Below are 19,578 nucleotides of genomic sequence, written 5' to 3'. Positions count from 1 at the left end.
AAATTACTTACTGCTCACAACCGACTATTCACTATATAGTTCAGTTCAGTTACCCCGCAGGTAAATTGCCGGCTGGTCAATAACTTTAATTCTGTTTTGTCTTTAATGCCTGTAAACAATGGAATGCCTTGCCCGAGAATAACCGGATTAACAAATAACCAGTAACCGTCAATTAAATTTTGCTGAATAAGTGAATGTGTTGCTGTCGGGCTTCCGAAAAGCAAAATGTCTTCGCCTGCCTGTTGTTTTATTTTATTTATGTTGTCTGAAAGATTGTCGCTGATAATTGTTGTGTTATCCAGGTCTGCGTCTCTCATGGTTTTTGATAAAACAACTTTATGAACATTGTTATACCACTTTGAATGTTCAATATCATGCCTGCTTGCCGCCGGCTTGTCGCCCGCAGCAGGCCAGTAATCTTCCATCATCTGGTAAGTTACCCGTCCATATAATGCAGTATCGCCTTCACTTATCCGCTTACCCACGTGATCAAAGATTTCTTCATCAACTTTAATCCAGTCCATTTCACCGTTTGGACCGGCTACAAAGCCATCAAGCGATATGTGCATGAATGAAATTATTTTCCTCATCGTTTTATTCTTTATTTTATATAGTTTGTAACTGTCTTTGCAGCCAACTGTTAAATGCATGATCCAACTCACTACACCTACTGTTCTGCATATTGCTTAAACCTGTTCAATACTGATTGGCAAAATGCTTCCTGCACATCCCGTGGTGTTTGTTCTTCGGGTTCAAATGTTTCGCGAATGATGGTATTATTATCTATCTGCTGAAATTCAACAACAGATTTTCTTCCATCCTCCTGCGTGTTTTCAATATATTCAAGCTGGATAACCTTGTTATACTTTCCCTTATAATCAAAACCTTCTTTGCCGTCTTTACTTTCCATGCGAAAGAAAAAGCTGCCGCCTTCTTTTACATCATTTAAAGCTTCAGGGCAATGCCAGTTTTCAAACGGTATATTCCATTGTTTGATATCATCGGCATTCGTCCATTTTTCCCAAACAATTTCCAGTGGCTTCTGTATCAAAACTGCTACGGCTATTGGTTTTATTCCTGGCATTGAACAAGATTTAATAAGAGGATTATTTCATAGAATGCAGCCCGATTGCATTGCCTTCGGTATCGGCAACAATGGAACAAAATCCATACTCGCCAATAGACATTTTAGGTTTGTAAACATTGCCGCCTGCAGCTTCAACGCGGCTTTCTTCAACAGCGCAATCTTCACAGCCAAAATATACCATAATGCCATTGCCGCCACCTTTCATGCGTTCCATTTTAACAAGGCTGCCGCTTGCACCAAAGTTTTCACCGGCGCTTGGAAATGATTTCATTTGCATAGCTTCATCCGCAGGGTCAGACATAGGTTGAAGCTTAACATTCAATACGGTTTCATAGAATTTGGTGGCCCTTTCCATATCATTTACATAAATTTCGAACCATACTGCAGGGTTAATCTGTTTGTTTTCCATATAGCTTTATTTAAAATCAAAAGTAGGATAGTGAACATATAAACGAACTTGCCATTTGGCAAGAAATGAATGAGTGTTTTTGGTCTGAAAGTTTAAATAACAGGACAGGTTGCATTGCCTAATTGCCCGTTGTTTTTACGATGTCTTTTCTTATCCTGCTTAATGAAGTATCGGTAACGCCGAGATAAGTGGCGATTTGTTTTAGCGGTACATTCTGGATGACCTGCGGCTTTTCTTTTATAAGCTTCAGGTAACGGTTGGTAGCTGTTTCGGTAATCATATCCAGCGATCTTTGCTTGAGCGAAAAAAGCTGTTGCGAAAACCAAAGCCTGCCCCATTCCCTGAAGCCCGGAAGATTATGATACAATTGCTGAAAGTCATCAAATACAATTTTCCAGGCGATGCAATCTGTAACCGCCTGCAATGTTTCCTGCGATGGAGTGCGCTGAAATAAAGAAGGAGGGGAGATAATGATTTCACCATCCGTGAAAAAGCCCGTAGTAATTTCATCTTCATTGTAATTAATAACGAATGCCCTTACCAGGCCTGTTTCAAGCAAATAATATTCATTGGCAATACAGCCAGATCTTAAAATAATATCACCTTTATTAAAATTTACCTGTTTATGCAAATGCATAATGCTTTGCAAATCGGGTTCAGGTAAAAGCGGGTGTTTGTATATGTTTTGAAATATGGATTGCATAAATGAGGTGAATTCACTGTGGATTCATTATGGAATATAAAACATCCAGCCGCTTTGCATCCGGCATGGTTTGCGATTGCTGTGTATCGCCTAAAATCATTATGGCTTTTTCGTTTTTATTATAAGGCTTCCATTCAGGCAAACCCTGGCCGTTAGGGTTTCCTGTTTTAATAAAGTTTGCCCAGTAAGAAGACATAACGCCAGCAAGTTTATAATCAATGCCTGTCCATGGCCGGTTAACGAATTTTAAATTGTTATAAGCATAAGGCACTTCGCCCGTATGAAAGGCGCCATACTTTGCATATTGCCCTGTACCGGGCACTTTGCGTGTAAAGCGGTATACATAAACATGATTGCCTTGTCCGCTTGCCATATTGGCCCATGTATAGTTTTGCACACCAAAAATTATATCTCTTGAAAGATCGTATTGCGATGAAGAAGCCATAGAATCATTGGCAGCAGGATAATATTGCAAAAGTGTTTTTGCATTATCACCGTATTGCTGCTGGATTTGGTTGGTATAATCACCTGCATTTTTTATCGTGCCCGATAAACCTTCGTTTTCATTCCAGCCGGTTAGTAAAGCCACTTTGTTGGCTTTATTTTCCTGAAAGATTGCAGCAATTGATTGCGGCAATACATAACCATCAATAATAACACCGCGCTGCGATTGGGCTTTCATTAATTCGGATGCCGGCAAATTTCTTAATTCTTCAATTGAATTGGCGTGTAATGCTGTTGCCGTTTTTACGCCGGCTTCTTCCGCCTGCTGAAGATTATTACCCGAATTATTTCTTAAGAAAGATGCGCCGCTTTCTGCAATGGCTTTATTGAACAGGCCTTTTGCAAGGGGAGAAGCCACCAATGCATTTACACTCATGGAGCCCGCTGATTGTCCTGCTATAGTTACGTTACCAGGATCGCCACCGAAGGCGGCGATGTTATGTTGTACCCATTTTAATGCGGCAATCTGATCAAGTAATCCGTAATTGCCTGAAGCATGATAAGGCGCTTCCCTGGTAAGCGCAGGGTGCGCAAAAAAACCGAATATGCCCACGCGGTAATTAATACTTACAAACACAATACCTTCCTTTGCCATAGCCTCGCCATCATAAATGGGCACATTACTGCCGCCGCTTACAAAGCCACCGCCATAAATCCAGACTAATACCGGTAATTTTTTATCGGCAGAGGTGAAGCTTGTCCATACATTCAGGTATAAACAGTCTTCACTAATGGGTTCTTTTCTTATTAAAAATTCTTCACTCCACATGCTGAAGGGCGCAGGCGAACCCTGCATGGGGCTTGCACTGAATGTATCGCAGTTTCTCACGCCTGTCCATGGCTGCACCGGTTGCGGGGCTTTCCATCTCCGTTCACCAACAGGAGGTGCTGCAAAAGGAATGCCTTTAAAAATATTGATACCATTTTGAACAATGCCTGAAACTGACCCTGCATCTGTTTGTACAGCAGGTGTTTTTGTTTGTGCAAATGATATGGCTGAAATGAATAGTGAAAGAAAAAAAGCAGGCAATCGTTTTATATTCATTTTATTGAATTGATACTATGAATTTTATCTAATCGCTTCCTGTAATATTTAAAGCGCCTGGTAATGCGGATTCCCGGTCTGGCCCGGAACGCATGTGGGAACCAGCTTTGTCATCATACAATTTAAATGAGATATATGATCCTATTATTAGTTTACTCATTACGTACCATTTACCACTCACTTGTTCAGCGCTTCCTTAATGCCCTTCTGTACCAGCGACTCCATTATTTTATATCCTTCCAGGGTTGGGTGCACGCCATCTTTTGACAGGTTTGACGGCAAACCTTTTCTTTCATCGGCCATGGCAGAATAATAATCAACATACACAATATGATTTTTATCTGCATAATCTTTCAGCATCTTATTAATGGCAACCACTTTTTCCGCAGGCTGCAGGCCGGGCCGCCACGGAAAATCGTAGGCCGGTAATATAGAACATATAACTACTTTTATATTGTTGGCCTTGGCCAGTTCAGCCATTGAAACAATATTGCCATACGTATCTTCAGGGCGTATATAGCCGGTGTTTTGTGCAATATCGTTTATACCTGCCAAAATCACTACGGCTGCGGGCTGCAGTGCAATTACATCTTCACGGAAACGCACCAGCATCTGCGGCGTGGTTTGCCCGCTTATGCCGCGGTCCACGTATGGGTTCTTGGAAAAGAAATCAGGATCATGGTTTATCCAGCCATCTGTAATAGAGTTGCCCATAAACACTACACGGTCTTTAATCGCCGGTTTTGATTTTAACTGCTGGTTAGCTTCATCATAGCGCTTGATATTAGGCCAGTCTTTCAACATGCCCTGCATCTGTTCGGCCTGTTGCGCATTAAGCGCCACGGCCGATTTTGTAATGTCCATTGCGCTTAGCCAGTCGCCAAAACGTTCAATCCAGTTATCGGTTGGAATATTTTGTTTACGCATACCAAAACCATGGCCGCCTTTTACATACATGTGCAACTCTGCGGGATGTTTTGCAGCTAGCCATTTGTTATATAAACTTATGCTGTGCGGCGCAAGTCCTAACTGGTCATCAGATGCGGCCGTAAGAAACATTGGCGGCGCATCTGCTGATACGGTTGTTTGAAGGCTGTCGGGGAAAAATGCATATACCGGCGCCACAAAATCGGGTTTGTTATCAGCCGTATAATTAAATGCGGAAGCTGCTGCTACAGTACCGCCTGCAGAAAAACCCATGATGCCTATTTTATTGGCATCAATATCATATTCCTGTGCATGTTTGCGCACATAACTGATGGCTTCGCGCCCATCAGCAATTGCCATTAAAATTGCAGTTGTTGTTTCCTCGTCATTTTCGCTTCCTTTGCTTATCATGTCCATCATTTCCTGGATGGGATTATCGTTTTTGCTATGCACCAGGCGGTATTTTAATACAAAACAGGTGATGCCTTTTTTATTAAGCCACTTGGCCACATCAACACCTTCGCTGTTGATGGATAAAAGATGAAAACCGCCGCCCGGCGCAATAATAACCGCCGTATTTGTTTTGGGCGCCGTAGAGTCGGGCAGGTAAACGGTTAATGTGGGATGAGATACATTGTATACTATCGGTGTTTTAAACAGGTTGCTGTCCTGACGAGCTTCATCCCAGTTCCAGTTCTCCGAACCGGGCGCTGCGCCGTTGTATAAAGGAATTACTTTTTGTGCATGAATGTTTAGTGTGAGAAAGAATAAAAGTAAAACTCCGATAAGATTCTTCATGGCAATTGCTTTTTTAGGCTGAAATATAAAACTGTTTTGGTTATGCAATGTATAAAAATTGCAAAGGCCTGGGTATGCTTAGCCACCGAGATGCAGATTATGTGTGCATCTGTGACTGATAAATCTTTATCTGTATTTTATCATTAATAAGATCAGGTTGCCAAACATTGTTATGCCGGAAATTGAATTTACTTTGCCATTATGAACGAAGCGGAAAGAAATATTTTAGGGTTGCATTTGCCCACCGATCCGCGCTGGGTTAACCTTGCGTCCATCAGCCTGGAAGATATTTTAACCGATCATGCCTACTGTGAACAGAAAGCAGCCACAAGCTGCATTTCATTGATACAACGCTACCCTGATAAAATTGAGCTCGTGAATGAATTGTCGCCAATAGTTACGGAAGAATGGGGGCATTTTCGTTTGGTATTGCAGGAACTGCGAAAACGAAATTTGCAACTGGGCAAACAGCGAAAAGATGAATATGTAAATAAATTATTGCAGTTTGAAGTAAAGGGCGGGAGAGAAGAAGACCGTTTATTGGATAAGCTTTTGATATGCGCTTTAATTGAAGCCCGCAGTTGTGAACGTTTTAAACGTTTGAGCGAAGGTTTGAATGATGATTACCTGCGTAATTTTTATCGCCGTTTTATGGAAAGTGAAGCGGGGCATTATGTAACCTTTATTGAACTGGCAGAAACCTATATTGATAAAGATAAAGTGCGCAAACGCTGGCAGGAATGGCTGGCATATGAAGCGGATATCATTAAAAAACTCGAACCAAGAGGTGACAGGATGCACTGAGGAAAGGTTGAAGGTAAAAGTATAGGGTACGAAACAGCAAACGATGTGTTATGATTTATATTACGCAACTGGTATATATTAAAGAAGGACAGGAAGATGTATTTCATGAATTTGAAAACATTGCCATGCCCATAATTTCAAAATATAATGGGCGGCTTTTGCTACGCATCAGGCCTGCAGAAAATAATTTTATAGAGCATCATATTGATAAGCCCTATGAAATTCATTTGGTAGAATTTGAAAGTGAGCAGGACCTGCTGAATTTTTCAAAAGATGAAGAACGAAAACAATTCCTGCACCTGAAAGAACAATCTGTAAAATCAATTTTGCTGATAAAAGGAACACAGGTTTAATCTATAAATAGCATTCCTCTTACCGGCAAATCAATATTGATAGTGCATATAAGCTCAAATAACTAACTCCACTCTTCTGCTTCTTTTTGCTTTTCACGCTTGTAAACCCTTGAAGATAGATAAACGCCTAATTCATATAGACCAAACAATGGCAGGAACACTATCGTCTGGCTATACCAGTCGGGGCTTGGCGTAATAATGGCGGCAATAATCAATAAAACCACCAACGCATATTTTCTTGAGCGGCGCAGGAAATGCGGTGTAATAATGCCCACTTTTGTCAGGGCATAAGTAAGCACAGGCAGTTCATACGCAATACCGCAGCCTAAAATAAGATTGGTAAGGTTATCAATATAATCGTTAATGGTTGGTTGTGTTTGTACGGTATTAAGCGCACTTACCTGGAAAGTGGCAAGGAAATTAAAAGTAAACGGGCCAAGTACAAAATATCCGAAAGCAGCCCCCAGGAAGAAAAAGAAAGAAATCCAAAAGATGACAAACCGTGTGCCTTTAAGTTCCCTTGGTTTAAGTGCCGGTTTCACAAAACGCCAGAACTCCCAGAAAATATAGGGGAAAGCAATAATTAAACCACCCACAAACGCAATAGAAAAGCTGCTGAAAAATTGCCCGCCGAATGTTGTGGTTTGCATCTTCACGTCAACCGGCGCCAGGCATAATCCATCGCCGAGGCCAAGTTTATGGCTGAGGTTGCAAATAACACGGTAGCTTATAAAATCAGGATTGATGGGGCCTGAAATAATATTATCGAAAACCCATTGTATCTTAATAAAGATAAGTGCTGCAAAAAATAAAACTGCAATTAGTGAACGTACAATATGCCATCTTAATTCTTCAAGATGGTCAACGAAAGCCATTTCTCCTTTGCCCTGGTTTCTGCGGCCAATGAATCCTTCAGTCATTTATATTGGTCTTTTATTTTAAAGGGGTACAAATGTACGGGGCTGAATGACAAATGGATTTATAAAAATTATTTACGCGACGAAGTTTAAATGTTTGCAGGTCTAAGAGTTCACAAGTTTATTTGCCCGAGATTTTTCCTAATCCCATTACAAATTCCCAATTCTGCACTAATCAACCAATCAACTATTCAACTCCTCAGCTTTCATTACCGCAATATCTTCAACTTTACCATTTCAATACGGGTATCGCTTACGGTAATAATGTCAAATTCATATTTATCTATAATGATGCGCTCTTTGGCGCGGGGAATGGTTTCATGCTGATTGATGATATAGCCGGATAAAGTTTCAGAATCAGAATCGGGAAAATCGAGGCTATACTTTTCATTAAGATAATCCAGTTCAAGCCTGCCTGAAAAAATAAATTCATTTTCTGCTATCTGTTTTTCAACAAATTCTTCTGTATCATATTCATCTCTTATCTCCCCAAAAATTTCTTCCAGTATATCTTCCATGGTTATAATACCTGCTGTGCCACCAAATTCATCCACCACCCAGGCAATGGTTTTTCTCTCCTTACTGAATTTATTGATGAGGTCTGTGGCGCTCATTGTTTCGGGAACCACAGGTATGGGCAATAAGATGGAGCGTAATTCTGTAGGCCTTTTAAACAGGTCGAGCTGGTGTACATAGCCTTGTATATTGTCTATATTGCCTTCATACACCACAAGCTTGCTTAATTTGGTTTCAACAAAAAGTTTCAGCACATCATCAATGGAAGTATGTAATTCTATCGCTTCTATTTCTGTTCTTGGAACAAGGCACTGGCGAACCCTGACAGAAGGTAATGATAAAGCATTCTCAAAAAGTTCTGTATTCAAATCCTGTGTTTCCGGGTCCTGTTCGCGTGTTTGCTGATAGAAGTTTTCAAGATCAATTTTTATAAAAGGCTCGTTTTTATCTTTTGCCTTTACATTGAACAGGTATTTTAAAACAGCTTCTGATATTCTTACAAATAAAGAAGCTACAGGATTGAGTATTTTATAAAACAATTGAGCTACCGGCGCAAAAAAATTCAGAAGGCTATTATTCTTTGCACGGAAAACAGCCCTTGGCAAAAACACACCGGTGAGTAAAACAATAAGGGAAGAGACAATCGTATCGGCCAGCAGTTTTACATAAGCGTTGGTTAATTTAAGCGGGTTCCATAACGAAGTGCGCAAAAGTTCGCTGAACAGTAAACCATAACAAACAAGAAAAATGCTCATGCCAACCAAACACATACCAATAAACCCGGACGGGGCTTCCATGAACCTTGAAAGAATAGAACCACTGCTCAATCCCTGCTTTTTTTTAAGTTCTACCGACAACCTGCTGGCGCTGACAAACGCTACTTCAATGCCCGAAAAGAAAGCTATAAAAAGCAGTGTAACTGCAATGTATATAACCAGGTTAACAGAATCCATAATTCGAATATAGGAGAAAATATGATTTTATTGATGTTAGACGGGAAATGTATAGCGGGTGATTGGTTCTACATAAACATATTCATCAATAACAACGAACCTTGAAATTTTTACGTTTAATATTCATCATCCACCTTAACGCTATTCTTTGTTTTCTTCAGCCGGCTCCTGGAATTGCTCTTTCTTTCCCATTTCCAATATCCAGTTTTTGCGCCGCAATTCAAAATTGGTACCTAAGTAGAGCCGTCTTACCTGTTCGTTTGCTGCCAGTTCTTCGGCAGTACCGTGCTTGAATATTTTCCCTTCTATCAAAAGATAAGCCCGATCGCAGATAGAAAGTGTTTCATTTACATTATGATCGGTGATAAGAATGCCGATATTTTTATATTTTAATCTTGCCACCACGCTTTGAATATCTTCCACCGCAATAGGGTCAACGCCGGCAAAAGGCTCATCCAGCAAAATAAATTTGGGGTCCACGGCAAGCGCACGGGCTATTTCAGTTCTTCGTCTTTCGCCGCCGCTCAAACTGTCGCCGTTATTTTTACGAACATGGTTAAGATTGAATTCTTCCAGCAGCTCTTCCAGTTTTTCAAGCCTTTGTTGCTTGGTAAGGTCAGTCATTTCGAGCACGGCAAGAATATTATTTTCCACGCTTAACTTCCTGAATACAGAAGCTTCCTGTGGCAGGTAGCCAATGCCTAACTGTGCCCGCTTGTACATCGGCAGTTTGGTGATATTTTCTTTCTCGAGAAAAACCTCTCCGGAATCGGCTTTTATTAAACCTACCACCATATAAAAAGTAGTGGTTTTGCCGGCGCCGTTCGGGCCCAGCAAACCCACTATTTCGCCCTGCTGCACATGAATGGAAACATCGTTTACAACAGTGCGGCTGCCGTATGTTTTAAATAGATTTTGCGTAGTAATTGTAATGCTCAAAACAAATGGTTTAATAACAAAAGTAAATGAAGCCTGATAAACGCAGCAAAATACCGGGCATATTAACAAGTGTTTGAAAAAGGGTTGCGGGAAACAATTTTAAAATTGAAGTATTACGTATTCAGCTTTATAAAACCGCCATCAATAGGGTAGTCGCAGCCTGTAATAAACGATGCTTCGTTGCTGCATAAATACAAAGCAAGCTGCGCTATTTCTTCCGGCTTGCCCATGCGGCCGATAGGTTGTGTTTTGGATAGCTTCTCAAACATTTCAGCTTCTTTGCCGGGATAATTTTTTGCGATAAAACCATCAACAAACGGCGTATGCACACGGCCCGGAGAAATACTGTTGCAGCGTATGTTATGAGATAAATAATCTTTGGCCACAGAAAGCGTCATGGCGTACACAGCGCCTTTGGTGGCAGAATAAGCAAAGCGGTCAACCAGGCCAACCAATGCTGCTACGGAAGCCATGTTTACAATGCAGCCCCCTTTTTGTTTCATGAAAGGAATGACTTCGTGCAAACAATTATAAACGCCTTTCACATTTACATTCAATATCCTTTCAAAATCTTCTGCCGAAGTATTTTCTGCAGTGCCTATATGTGCAATACCGGCATTGTTAATTAAAATATCAATGGCGGAATGTTGCTGTATAATAGCTGCAACAATGGTTTTTACTTCCGCCTGGCTTGAAATATTGCATTTATAGAAGAATGATTTACCACCGGCTGCATTTATTTCATCAGCCACATTTTTGCTTTCATCATTAATATCAATAATGCAAACTGTTGCGCCCTGTTGTGCAAATAATATGGAAATAGCTTTTCCTATGCCGCTGCCGCCACCGGTTATGATGGCTGTTTTGTTATCTAATCTGAACATGAAATATTATAAAATTTAAATTAAAATCCATACTGATTTTTTAATACGGTGAGGGGCTTACACTCGTCCAGCCGCCATCAATAACCAAACTTTGCCCCGTTACATGTCTTGATGCAGGCGAAACCATAAACAATGCTGCATTGGCAATATCCTCCACCGTTGCTGGCTTACCCATAGGCGTTATACGGCTCCAGGTGGTTATATAATCCCGGTCTTCGCCTGTGCGTTCCGTAACAGTAGCGCCTGGCGCAATGGCATTGATTGAAATATTATAGGGTGATAATTCAACTACCAGCGTTTTTGCCAGCATTTCAAGCGCAGCTTTTGTGATGCCGTACGCCGCCAGGTTTTTATGCGCCTGGTGGCCTGTTACCGACGACATGAGCAAAATACTTCCGCCGCTGTTTTGCTGTTTCATTTGTTTGGCCGCGGCCTGCGCCAGCAAAAAACTGCCGCCAATGTTCAGGTTCATCACAGCCTGTAAGCTTTGTAATTTATATTCAAAAAAATCGCCAAATAAAGTAATGCCTGCATTGGCAACTGCGATCGTTAATTTGCCAAACTTATTTACCGCTTCATCTACCATTGATTGAATAAAGGCAGCATCAGCGGCGTCACCGGCTAATCCTATACAATGTCCATGCATTGAAATTTTTGCAACAGCTTCATCAACCAGCGGTTCATGTATATCATTAATTAAAACAGATGCACCTTTAAGGCAGAGCTGTCTTGCAATTTCAAAGCCAATGCCCTGGCCCGCACCCGTAACTATTGCAACATGACCTGAAAATTCGTTTATGCCCATTATATTTTCTATTGATATTGGTTATTCTGACGAATGCATCAAAGATTATTATTTTTTAGGCTTTTCACAGCGAAAAATATTAACCATTACAATGCAACCGATATCCTTTAATAACAGAAATAGTTAAATAAGCTATTTATGATGCAAAGCAATGGTTGCTATCTTAAATCTTTTTAATTTACAATAATTAAATTTCCTGTTATGAATGTCCATAGGCTTTTGACATATCAAGGCGATGATTATTTAAGGGCATTCCCTGCCCGTGCGGCCGGGCGGGCATCCGGCAATTAAAAAATAAAAGATATACAGATGAAATGGGCTTACCTGGTAAAAGACAAAATGAAGGCGGTTGCGGTGCTCCTGTTGATTATTGTATTAATATTAGTGAATAATATTTCCAACAGGAAAACCTTTTCAAAGCTGAATGAATCCATCGCTTCTATCTATAAAGACAGGCTGATGCCCGCCACTTATATATTTCAGCTTACTGACCATCTTTACCAAAAGAAATTTTTACTGAATGAAATGAAGGCAAATGATAATGCGGCAACTGCTGCCCGGCACGACAGCGCTATTCATTCAATAATAAAAACTTACGAAACCACTTATTTAACACCTGCTGAAAAAAAACAATGGATTGCTTTTAAAAAGGAACTTGAACAATATAATACGCTTACTGCAGGGCTGAATGAAAATAATAAAGCTGTTAATGTAAGTTTTGAAAATGTAATACAGCATTTAAATGCTTTAAGCGAAATACAGGCGAGTGAAGGAAGCCATATTTTCAGCATTGCAAAAATAGATGTTGGCGGAACAGTTATTATGTCGCATCTCGAAGTGGCCCTGCTGCTTATACTGGGCATTTTTGCACTGGTGCTTATTAATGCAAACGATAACAAGCTGATGCAGGTGCAAAAAGCAAGGCTTAACTGATGACACCAGGGCTTATTGCATATATTATTTTAGTGCGCACCAACAGCCGGTAAACGCATACAAACCTTTTACATATAACAATATTATTAATTTGGCATTAATAAAAGGGCAAGTTATTTTTGCCTGCTTTTGGGAAAAAATATAAATTAACTAAGAATGTTTCAAACTGCTTCGCGGCTAATTACGTATTCATTAGTGTCCCTGCTTTTTATAAATCTCGTATCCTGTAAAATTCAGCGTGTTTCCTATTTTAAAGATGTACCGGATTCGGCAAGGGCCCAGAGAATACTGCAAACCTTAACACCACCTGCTGCCATTGTACGGGTAGATGATGTGCTGAATATTAATATTCAAACGCTCGATCCTCAGGCAAATTCGGTTTTAAACCAGGGTAACCTGCCATTAAACTCAGGCGCCATAACAAGCATGGGCGACCGGAATGGCCAGCAATCTATAATTTCCGGCTACCTTGTGGATAAAGACGGGTATGTTCACCTGCCTTATATTGGTGATGTTTTGGTAAAAGACCTTAGCACGCAACAGGTAAAAGACCTGGTTACACAAAAAATTTCTGTTTACTTTAAAGATCCGGTAGTTAATGTAAGGTTTGCCAATTATAAAATAACCGTATTAGGCGAAGTGCGAAACCCCACCACGTTCCTGGTGCCCAATGAAAACCCCACTATTTTTGATGCACTTGGTTTGGCCGGCGATATAACGGTTTCCGGCAGAAAGGATAATGTGATGCTGATAAGAAGTGATGCTAACGGCGCAAAACAAATTGTGAGAATTAACTTAGACAGCACCACTACTATATCATCGCCCTATTTTTATCTTAAGCCAAATGATGTTTTATACGTAGAACCAACAGAAGATAAAGTGGCAGGCGAAAGCAACTACAGGGTAAGGGATATAGCAGTTATATCCAGCGCCATATCTTTAATGATAGTTATTATTGCACGGTTAACCCTGTAATGAAATATCCCCGGCATTATGATTTTGTTTAATTCGGTAAAGTTCAAGAAGCTACTACTATGCAGGATTCATATAATGATTTAAATGTAAACAGAAACGTTTCTCCGCATCACGATATTGATGTTAAGTTTCTTGTAGGCAAAATTTTTGGCAACTGGTATTGGTATGTATTATCAGTTTTCCTATTCATTGTTTTGGCCACCTTTATATTTTTCTACACATCACCTTATTATACCGTAATGGGCAGGGTGCTTGTGAATGGTTATAATTCGCAGGGCCGCCAGATTGTGGGTACAGACCAGGCGACAGTACTGGGCGACCTTGGAAAAAATTCCTATCCCAATTCAGTTTCCAATGAAATTGAAATTATCCATTCAAGAACCATTATCGAAAAAACCATACACGATCTTGAACTGAACCTTCAGTATTTTGGTAAGAATGCAATCCGTTATGAGGAAATATATAAGGAGTCTCCTTATTTCATACATGTATTGTATTTGAATGATGATAAGATTATTGAACCGGTTGAATACGACGTTAAGGCCGACGATAAAAAAGTGTGGTTTGAAGATGAAGATACCGACAGCAGCTTTACAGCTTCTTACGGCGACACGCTTACCTTCTGGTATGGCAGCTGGGTTTTAGAACGAAACCCGGCAGTTGCCATTAAAAACCCCGACCGTCACCTTGGGCTTACTATCAACAGCTATCACGCCACCTTAAAAATGCTGATGGATGATATAGAAGCCATTACTACCACTGAATTTGTAAATATTATAGATCTCAGCATAACGGCGCAGTGCCCTTCAAAAAATGAAGATATGCTGCGGTATATGGTTGACCTGTATGTAAAATCTGATGTGGATAATAAAAACAGGATAGCCGACAGCACCATAGCTTTTATTAATACCCGTTTGATAAAAGTATCGGAAGACCTGAATAATATTGATAAGAATATTGAAACCTTTAAGAAGGAAAACGGCATTACTGATATTACCGACGATTCCAAGCAATTACTCCAGCTTTCCAGCACTGTAAGTAACGACCTCGCTGATAAACAGGTTCAGCTAAAAGTGGTAGACGACCTTGAAAAGTACCTGATGGACGAGCATAATAATTCAAGGGTGATGCCTACAACAGCGCCTATCCAGGATGCGGCATTTGTGCAAACGCTGGAAAAATATAACACGCTGCAGTTGCAGCGCCAGGGCTATTTGCAGAATTCAACAGAGCAAAACCCAAATGTAAAAAGCATAGACATCCAGCTTTCCCAGTTACGCGGCGATTTATTAAGCATGATGCGCACCTTTAAAAGAGGTATAACCACCGAGCAGAATGAACTGCAGAACAGGAATGACCAGGTTACGGGCAACATAAAAAAAGTGCCCACAAAAGAGCGTATTTATATTGATTATACAAGAAAGCAAAACGTGGTGCAGGAGTTGTACCTGTATCTTTTACAAACACGTGAGCAAACTGAAGTTTCAAAATCATATAATATTGGCCCCATCCGCGTTATTGATGAAGTGAAACGCGGCCCTATGCCATTCTTTCCCACGTGGGTTATCTTAATTCCCTGTGCTTTATTTCTTGGTTTGCTGGTTCCTTCTGTTGTAATCTTCCTGAAAGAATTACTTAATACAAAAGTTATTACCACGAATGACATAACGAATGCAACGTATGTTCCGGTGGTTGCAGACATTAATCACACTAAAGATGGAAAAGCAATTGTGGTTTCTAAGGATGACAGGAGCCAGGTGGCAGAACAATTCAGAACATTAAGAACCAACCTGCATTTCCTGCTGCCTGATGCTTCAGATAAAACCGTATTGGTTACGTCGAGCATGGGAGGGGAAGGTAAATCTTTCGTTGCGGTAAACCTTGCGGCAGCAGTTGCCCTTTCAGGCAAGAAAGTTTTGATAATGGAGCTGGATTTGCGCAAGCCTTATATTTATTCCATATTGGGCGTTGATAATAATGAAGGCTTTTCCAATTACATCATTTCTGATATAAATGCCAGGGATATTATAAAACCAACAAGCCTTCATCCTGATTGCTACTATATAGGCCCCGGTATGTTGCCGCCAAACCCGGCGGAATTACTGGCGCATGACAGGGTTAAGCAGTTATTTGATGAGGTGAAATCCGAGTTTGATTATATCATTGTTGATTGTGCGCCGGTAGGCCTTGTAACAGATGCATTGTTATTGAGAAAATATGTTGATACCGTATTGTATGTGGTACGCCAGCGGTTTACTTATAAAAAGCAGGTGAATCTTGTACAGGGATTGGCAAACGATAAAAAGTTCAAGAATATTAATATTGTGTTTAACGATATAAAACGTGTGCCGGGCTATGGTTATACTTATGGATATAACGGCAGCCAGGATTATTATGGTGAACGCAAATCATTCTTCGGCAGAAAAAAACGCAGGGCGCATACTGTGTAGTTATTATTAATCTTGTTGATCTGATAGATATATTCAATAAGCAATACCGAATATTCATCGCAATGGCAGCTTGATTATTGAATTGAGCATTGTTTATTGCTTATTAAAAAATAGAATTTTAAATAAACAATACAGACTTACATATTGCCATAAGCTTGCTTATACAGGCTTGTGGCATATTAGTTCTTAAGGCCGTTTAAGCCCATGGTTAAAAAAAAGCAGGTTATACAATCCGGTGCCTGGCAAATGCTTAATGTGTGTGTTAAGGTAATTTCCCAGTTTGGATATTATGCAGTTATGGCAAGGCTGCTGCAAAAATCTGAGCTTGGTGTTTTCGCCCTGCTTAATTCTTTCATGAATTTCGGCAATATGATTGGCGATGGCGGTATGGGCGATGCACTGCTTCAGCGAAAAGAAACAGAAAAGCAGCACGTAAATGCGGCATTTTTTTCAAGTATGCTGCTGGCGGCTATCATCTACATTGCCATTTTTATACTTGCACCGTTTGCTGCAGAATTTTATAATGAACCGCAGCTAACATCATCACTGCGCGTATTCAGCATTATCTTTTGGTTTGCCGCTATGTATTCGCCATCATTTGCCATGCTGCAAAAGAATTTCAGGTTCAGGAAAATTTTTATTGCAGATGGCGTAATGCTGCTTTTATCAAATGTGCTGGGAATTATCCTGGCTTACAAAGGCTTTGGTGTAATGTCGCTTGTGTGGTCGCAGATATTTTATTTCGGCGCTGAATTGCTTACACTTTTATTTTATTATCCTTTGCGGCTTAAACTTGGGTTTACCAAAAAACACTGGAAAGATTTGATTGGTTATGGTTCGGGCTTAACGCTTATCCGCGTAAATAATTACATCGTAAATTTTGGGATTATACTGGAAGTGGGTAAACTCGTAAGCGCCGCCGTATTGGGTGTTTTCGACCGGAGTTTCCGCATTATGAATATTCCCCAGCGCTTTTTTTACGACATGGTGCAACGGGTAATGATGCCGGCCATGGTAAAGAAAAACGACAATGAAAAAGGAACATATAAAGTATTTTCCAAATCACTTTCATTAATTAATTCTGCCCTTGTTCCGCTAACAGTTTTTCTTATTATTTTCAGTAAACAGGTTGTGCTTATATTATTAGGCAGAAAATGGCTGGATGCTGTTCCGCTGCTGCAGGTGTTTTTTCTCAACCTGCCCTTGCGCACCACGTCAAGCCTGGGCGATACCTTAATGCGGGTGCATGGTTTAATAAGGCTTAATCTTATCAGGAAGGTTCAAAATTCGGTTATCATTTGTGTGCTTATTTATATAGGTTATGTATCAGCCGGCTTAACGGGCATTAGCTGGAGTATTTTTGTTTCCACCTTAATTTCTTATGTGATAATGATTGCCATTGTTAGAAAAAGAATTTTTCAAAACGACTGGAAAACATTGGTCTTCAGGCCTTATTATAATGGCGTGTTGCTAAGCATTGGCTGGGTAATTCCGGCTTATTTGCTTTACCGCTTATTACATATATTTATTGCTGATGAAATTATTGCATTTTCAGCTTTATGCACTGTTGTTGGCGCAGCAGCATTGGTTGCATTTATTAAGAAGCCGAAATTACTTGGCAGTGATATAGTTTATATACAGAAAGATTTTCTGCAGATGTTTAAGAAGAAGAAAAAGAAACAAAAAGGCCAGCCAATAATTACAGATGAGGAACAATAAAAATTAGCAGATAGTATTATTTACAATTAATAATTTTATTGCCGCATGTACGGAGGATATTCAAATAATTTACAGCAACAGCAGGAAAGCGGTATTTATGTTGGAGGTAAAGAATTATTATTTCTCGGGATACTAATCGTAATAGGCCTTACGCTTTATATCTCGCTCATTAATTTAACTTCAGCACCGCTTGTATTGCTCACCATTCCTTTGGTATTATATGACCGTGCCTTTATGTACCCTATGTTCATGACGATTTCTTTATCGCAGGGTGCATTTACCGATACTGCCACATCAGGCGTGGGAACAGCCGATGCTTCATACGCTGAAAGTTTAACCATTGCCACCATTGCGCCCATACTCGCCTGGGATTTACTTTCTCAAAAAAGCAAAATGGTCCCATTCCGGTTTTCCATCATTTACCTGTTTTTCCTGGGTTTTGTTTTCCTGGGTATTTTCGTTTATTACCAGCATCCCCAAAATTTTGCCGGTCTTCCCATAGGAACCGGAAAAAACGCCCCCGCTTTTCATAGTATTGTTAAGATGATAAAACTGGTTTTTTACCTGTTTTTTCTGAGGGTGCTTATTAATTATCCAAAAGAAATGCTTTATAAGATTCCCGAATATACGCGGCGGTGCATGCCTTTTATTATCATTCCTTTGGGCCTCAATTTATTACTTAACGGAAGGGCGCAAAGCGGTGCGGGTTATTCTGATACATTGCAGTTAGGCGACGTGCACCACGGTACATTTACTTCCACTTTGTGCGCTTTATCTGTTTACTTGTTTATAACGCTGTTCAGCCGCAAACCCAATATTGGTTTCTTCACACGTTTCTTTGCTTTTGGAACCATTGTTTTGGTTGGCATTATGATTATGATGATGGGTTCAAGAAACGGCCTGCTTTCATTCATGATACTTTGCGCTGTTGGCGTTTATATTCACCTGGTAAGGCGGAAGATCGATTTTCAGTTTGTTATTGTTTCTGTATGTTTTATTGGCGCTATCGTGGCCTTGTTGCTTTCGCTTAATTCCCCCACATTGCAGCGTGCGATTTACATGACCGATACAGAAGGCGGCGGCGACCGCACTTATTACTGGTCTGCAGGCGCACAGGCACTCAGCACGTCTCCCATTTTTGGCATGGGCGGTGATGAAACGGCTTCTATTGCGGCTGTGGCCAGGTATGCGCCTGCTATGGTGGAAGACAGGATTATGCACAACACTTACCTTGAAGCCGCCGTTGAATACGGTTTAATTGCTGCCTTGCTTTATATAGCATTTGTATTGTTTGTTATAAAATGGGCATACCGTTTATACAAGCTGGCGCTTGACAGGCAGGACATGGTATTGGCAGCGCCGGGTTTGAGTTATTTAATAATGATGATTGCCGCCATGTTTGTAAGTAATCTTTGGGATACGAGTATTTGGTACACGGTGAGCATCATATTTGCCCTGGCCATACGGTTTGTTTATCCGCAATGGGCAGATAAACGACGCATCAATACAAAGCTTTCATTCGAGCAAATGGCCTCACAGGTAAGGGTTGGGCGTTTGTAAATCCCCGCGTTTTATTTAAAATGAGTGTTGGATATTGGGTATTGATTATTCACCATCTCCTCCTAAATCAGCGGCATTCATCAGGCAATTACAATCTCCCTTCTTTCCACCATTTCTCCACAGTGCAAATTGTGTGAATTTAGGCCTGTGTAATTATACTTATGTTCGCAGGCACATTTGTATATACGGATATTCTATTTCGATTCGTTATTAGTAAGTAAATTTTTTAGGTATGAAACGCCCATGTAAAATTTTGACACGCAAGGGAATGTTTACCGGGCGTTCCCTGCCCGTCCG

General features: G+C 40.4%; 19 protein-coding genes. 7 read left to right on the top strand and 12 right to left on the bottom strand.

All coding sequences use genetic code 11. The features are described 5' to 3' along the window. Positions 1–14 precede the first annotated feature (14 nt). The 7 genes from ACTHN6_RS06425 to ACTHN6_RS06395 all read right to left on the bottom strand — a co-directional run bounded on the left by ACTHN6_RS06425 (position 15) and on the right by ACTHN6_RS06395 (position 5,473). Entirely contained in the window at positions 15–590 is a 576-nt protein-coding gene (locus ACTHN6_RS06425; protein WP_440434904.1) for a dihydrofolate reductase family protein, read from the bottom strand. 77 nt (positions 591–667) lie between these two features. Then, on the bottom strand, positions 668–1,084 hold the full coding sequence (locus ACTHN6_RS06420) for an SRPBCC domain-containing protein (protein ID WP_440434903.1): 417 nt from the start codon (positions 1,082–1,084) through the stop codon (positions 668–670). Between the two features lie 22 nt (positions 1,085–1,106). Further along, positions 1,107–1,496 carry a VOC family protein gene (locus ACTHN6_RS06415; protein WP_440434902.1) on the bottom strand — a complete coding sequence of 130 codons (390 nt, stop codon included), beginning with the start codon at positions 1,494–1,496 and terminating at the stop codon, positions 1,107–1,109. Positions 1,497–1,614: 118 nt separating this feature from the next. Then, complete coding sequence (locus ACTHN6_RS06410) at positions 1,615–2,199, bottom strand: Crp/Fnr family transcriptional regulator (protein ID WP_440434901.1); 585 nt, start codon at positions 2,197–2,199, stop codon at positions 1,615–1,617. A 13-nt stretch (positions 2,200–2,212) separates the two neighbouring features. Further along, positions 2,213–3,748 (bottom strand): carboxylesterase/lipase family protein, encoded by a 1,536-nt coding sequence (locus ACTHN6_RS06405; protein WP_440434900.1) that lies wholly within the window; start codon positions 3,746–3,748, stop codon positions 2,213–2,215. A 28-nt stretch (positions 3,749–3,776) separates the two neighbouring features. Continuing rightward, positions 3,777–3,908 carry a hypothetical protein gene (locus tag ACTHN6_RS06400; protein ID WP_440434899.1) on the bottom strand — a complete coding sequence of 44 codons (132 nt, stop codon included), beginning with the start codon at positions 3,906–3,908 and terminating at the stop codon, positions 3,777–3,779. Positions 3,909–3,925: 17 nt separating this feature from the next. Continuing rightward, a complete protein-coding gene (locus tag ACTHN6_RS06395; RefSeq protein WP_440434898.1) occupies positions 3,926–5,473 on the bottom strand; it encodes a GDSL-type esterase/lipase family protein in 1,548 nt (515 codons plus the stop codon). 201 nt (positions 5,474–5,674) lie between these two features. Between ACTHN6_RS06395 and ACTHN6_RS06390 the strand changes: the two genes are divergently transcribed. Continuing rightward, on the top strand, positions 5,675–6,277 hold the full coding sequence (locus ACTHN6_RS06390) for a tRNA-(ms[2]io[6]A)-hydroxylase (RefSeq protein ID WP_440434897.1): 603 nt from the start codon (positions 5,675–5,677) through the stop codon (positions 6,275–6,277). A gap of 50 nt (positions 6,278–6,327) precedes the next feature. Beyond that, a complete protein-coding gene (locus ACTHN6_RS06385; protein WP_440434896.1) occupies positions 6,328–6,630 on the top strand; it encodes a DUF1330 domain-containing protein in 303 nt (100 codons plus the stop codon). Positions 6,631–6,692: 62 nt separating this feature from the next. Here ACTHN6_RS06385 and tatC read toward each other — a convergent pair whose 3' ends face one another. The 5 genes from tatC to ACTHN6_RS06360 all read right to left on the bottom strand — a co-directional run bounded on the left by tatC (position 6,693) and on the right by ACTHN6_RS06360 (position 11,644). Further along, positions 6,693–7,550 (bottom strand): twin-arginine translocase subunit TatC, encoded by an 858-nt coding sequence (tatC, locus tag ACTHN6_RS06380; RefSeq protein WP_440434895.1) that lies wholly within the window; start codon positions 7,548–7,550, stop codon positions 6,693–6,695. 206 nt (positions 7,551–7,756) lie between these two features. Further along, the gene (locus ACTHN6_RS06375; protein ID WP_440434894.1) at positions 7,757–9,016 is read right to left on the bottom strand and encodes a hemolysin family protein; all 1,260 of its coding nucleotides are present in this window, start codon (positions 9,014–9,016) and stop codon (positions 7,757–7,759) included. 141 nt (positions 9,017–9,157) lie between these two features. Then, positions 9,158–9,955: an LPS export ABC transporter ATP-binding protein gene (lptB, locus tag ACTHN6_RS06370; RefSeq protein ID WP_440434893.1), complete on the bottom strand. Its 798-nt coding sequence runs from the start codon at positions 9,953–9,955 to the stop codon at positions 9,158–9,160. 113 nt (positions 9,956–10,068) lie between these two features. Then, the gene (locus ACTHN6_RS06365) at positions 10,069–10,839 is read right to left on the bottom strand and encodes an SDR family NAD(P)-dependent oxidoreductase (RefSeq protein ID WP_440434892.1); all 771 of its coding nucleotides are present in this window, start codon (positions 10,837–10,839) and stop codon (positions 10,069–10,071) included. Between the two features lie 40 nt (positions 10,840–10,879). Beyond that, positions 10,880–11,644 (bottom strand): SDR family NAD(P)-dependent oxidoreductase, encoded by a 765-nt coding sequence (locus ACTHN6_RS06360; RefSeq protein WP_440434891.1) that lies wholly within the window; start codon positions 11,642–11,644, stop codon positions 10,880–10,882. Positions 11,645–11,953: 309 nt separating this feature from the next. Between ACTHN6_RS06360 and ACTHN6_RS06355 the strand changes: the two genes are divergently transcribed. The 5 genes from ACTHN6_RS06355 to ACTHN6_RS06335 all read left to right on the top strand — a co-directional run bounded on the left by ACTHN6_RS06355 (position 11,954) and on the right by ACTHN6_RS06335 (position 19,281). Then, positions 11,954–12,577 (top strand): MCP four helix bundle domain-containing protein, encoded by a 624-nt coding sequence (locus tag ACTHN6_RS06355; RefSeq protein WP_440434890.1) that lies wholly within the window; start codon positions 11,954–11,956, stop codon positions 12,575–12,577. A gap of 156 nt (positions 12,578–12,733) precedes the next feature. Next, positions 12,734–13,552, top strand: coding sequence for a polysaccharide biosynthesis/export family protein (locus ACTHN6_RS06350; protein ID WP_440434889.1), 819 nt, complete (start codon positions 12,734–12,736; stop codon positions 13,550–13,552). 59 nt (positions 13,553–13,611) lie between these two features. Further along, positions 13,612–16,002, top strand: coding sequence for a GumC family protein (locus ACTHN6_RS06345; RefSeq protein ID WP_440434888.1), 2,391 nt, complete (start codon positions 13,612–13,614; stop codon positions 16,000–16,002). 204 nt (positions 16,003–16,206) lie between these two features. Next, a complete protein-coding gene (locus tag ACTHN6_RS06340; protein WP_440434887.1) occupies positions 16,207–17,721 on the top strand; it encodes a lipopolysaccharide biosynthesis protein in 1,515 nt (504 codons plus the stop codon). Positions 17,722–17,766: 45 nt separating this feature from the next. Then, positions 17,767–19,281 carry an O-antigen ligase family protein gene (locus tag ACTHN6_RS06335; protein ID WP_440434886.1) on the top strand — a complete coding sequence of 505 codons (1,515 nt, stop codon included), beginning with the start codon at positions 17,767–17,769 and terminating at the stop codon, positions 19,279–19,281. Positions 19,282–19,578: the final 297 nt, after the last annotated feature.

This window comes from Parafilimonas sp. (genome assembly GCF_051953455.1).
Classification (GTDB): domain Bacteria; phylum Bacteroidota; class Bacteroidia; order Chitinophagales; family Chitinophagaceae; genus Parafilimonas.
This window is presented reverse-complemented; position numbering and strand designations above follow the sequence as displayed.